This is a genomic window from Streptomyces sp. 8L (assembly GCF_020176795.1).
In the GTDB taxonomy this organism is placed as follows: Bacteria; Actinomycetota; Actinomycetes; order Streptomycetales; family Streptomycetaceae; genus Streptomyces.
This window is the reverse complement of the sequence record NZ_JAIUKE010000827.1, coordinates 1-2,083: the sequence shown is the minus strand read 5'-3', so window position 1 is coordinate 2,083 and position 2,083 is coordinate 1. Positions and strand designations below refer to the sequence as shown.

At 66.2% G+C, this 2,083-nt stretch carries 5 protein-coding genes; all 5 read left to right on the top strand.

Going from position 1 to position 2,083, the window contains the following annotated elements; all coding sequences use genetic code 11:
• Positions 1 to 90 precede the first annotated feature (90 nt).
• The 5 genes from LCE31_RS39195 (at position 91) to LCE31_RS39175 (ending at position 1,812) form a co-directional block, all read left to right on the top strand.
• The gene (locus LCE31_RS39195; RefSeq protein WP_225023023.1) at positions 91 to 264 is read left to right on the top strand and encodes a hypothetical protein; all 174 of its coding nucleotides are present in this window, start codon (positions 91 to 93) and stop codon (positions 262 to 264) included.
• 59 nt (positions 265 to 323) lie between these two features.
• Positions 324 to 500 (top strand): hypothetical protein, encoded by a 177-nt coding sequence (locus LCE31_RS39190; RefSeq protein WP_225023022.1) that lies wholly within the window; start codon positions 324 to 326, stop codon positions 498 to 500.
• Between the two features lie 255 nt (positions 501 to 755).
• Complete coding sequence (locus LCE31_RS39185; protein ID WP_225023021.1) at positions 756 to 1,007, top strand: hypothetical protein; 252 nt, start codon at positions 756 to 758, stop codon at positions 1,005 to 1,007.
• Positions 1,007 to 1,198 (top strand): DUF6011 domain-containing protein, encoded by a 192-nt coding sequence (locus LCE31_RS39180; RefSeq protein WP_225023020.1) that lies wholly within the window; start codon positions 1,007 to 1,009, stop codon positions 1,196 to 1,198. Before LCE31_RS39185 ends, LCE31_RS39180 begins: the two co-directional genes overlap by 1 nt.
• 11 nt (positions 1,199 to 1,209) lie before the next feature.
• Entirely contained in the window at positions 1,210 to 1,812 is a 603-nt protein-coding gene (locus tag LCE31_RS39175) for a hypothetical protein (protein WP_225023019.1), read from the top strand.
• Positions 1,813 to 2,083: the final 271 nt, after the last annotated feature.

Here is a 2,083-nt window from a genome sequence, read left to right as displayed (position 1 = left end):
GCGGCGAAGTGGATCACTGTGCTAAACGTCCATGATCGTTCTCACCGATAACCGCTGTACCGATGTTCCCCGAGGCCGGTCAGCGTCAGGATGTTCGCCACGGACTCCGGCTACTACGTGGCCAACGGAGAGGGCCTCTACGGACCCGACCAGGTCGAACTCGTCAGGAACCGGATCGGGAATCCGTGCAAGCAGGACTGCGACGCCCGGAGTCACTCCCTCATCAAGGTCTGCGACCACTGCCTCGGCAAGTGCCGCCACTGACCTGTCCCGACCACTTTCGTTACGCCACCCCGCATCACCGCCACCGCATAGGAGACGACATGCCCGAGCAGGACGAGTACGCCGGGCCACACGGCCGCCACTTCAAGCACTGCTATGTGTACGAGGGCAGCTTCTGCTCCTGCGGCGGCGACTACACCGGCAACGAGCCGGGCCCCCGCATGGAGATGCCCGGCACCCCGTTCAACCTCCTGGCGCCCCAGCGCGACGCCAACTGACCGATCGGCCCCATCACCACTACTGCACAGGAGACGACATGCCTGGCCAGGACGAGCAGTGCGACTGTGCAGGATGCGACGAGGGCCCCGACTACGGGCGCATCGACGAGTCAGGTGCAGTGTCCTGACTAACCTCAGCAACGACAAAGGCCACCGTCCCCGCCAGGGTGGTGGCCTGAAGTCATACAAGCATCGCGACACGCGCAGCGTACTAGACACTGAAGGCACCACGCCAGACCCAGACACGAGGAAACCATGACCACGCCCTACTGCACCGGAGACCGCTGCCAAGACTGCGAGCCGCCGACCCCCGATGACATCCACGGCGAAGACGACTGCTGCGAAGCCACCTGCGGCTGCTGCCCCCGCGTCAACCAGCACGGCCACTGCTTCCTCTACCCCGGCAGCGAGGACGACTCCCAGTACTGCGACCAGCACGGCGAAGGCCGACTGTACGACCGCTCCCCGGAGGCCGAGCGCATGTACGAGATCCTACGGCGCGCATAGTGGACCGGCCCGCACAAGAGACGCTCCCCGTAGCTGCGGGCATACCCCGACGCCGCCGGTGCCGCCGATGCCACCAGCCTTTGACCGACCCCGTCTCACGCATGCGCGGACTGGGCAAGGACTGCGACCCCGACCGGCGCACCGCCGACCCGCAGCACGACGTCGACCAGGACACCATCCCCGGAACGTAAAGGAGAGCATCGTGACCAGCGCCCATGACTGGACCTGGGTCAAACACTGGACAGACCTTCTGGACCAGGACGAGGTCTGGCGAGACGCCCAGGGGACCATCCATCGACTCGATGACATGGAACCCGGATACTGCGGACGTGTGCGGGCTTTCATCCTCCGGCAAGCATCAGACGTATACGACCTCATCGGCATGCAACTCTCCGCGGCGCCAACCGACATGAGCGAGTCGGCTGCCTACGCCTTTGACCGAGCCTTCGACGAGTTCCTTGATGCCGGAGACAGCCCCAGCACATGGCTCGAAGGCCACCCTCTCCTGGAGGCATTGAAGAATCGATCAGCTGGTCTTCCTGCACGCCACGAAGAGACGGAGACCGAAACGGAGACCGAAGAAGACCAGCATCGACTCCGACGGCCCGCTGTGGATGTCGACGTCGTGCAGCGAGACCAGGACCCTTTCGGGCCGTACGAGTATGTGGAGGCAGGCGATCGGTGCATCGGCGCTGAAGGCGAGTGTTTGGACCGAAAGTGCACGCAGCGTCGGAGTACCTGCCGCTGTCTCTGCCCGGCCTGCGTGGGCGACACCCCGGACGTCGGGGGACTTCCCGTCTACTGACCCCGGGGAAGGGGCCCGAGCGAACCCCGCCGATCCCGCCTAGCGTGGCCCTTAGCACGACACGAACCACCCCCGGGAAACCGAATAACCCCAGATCAGACCAGCTTTACGAAACTTCGGCCCCCGTGCACTCACCACCACTCGCGCGCCCCCCCCCCCGCCCCCCACCCCGCCCCCCCCCCCCCCGCGCCCCCCCACCGGGTCGACTGACCCCGTGCGGGGCCCGGTGCGCGCCGGACCCGCCGGGCCGTGGAGGCACGCGCCTGGAAAA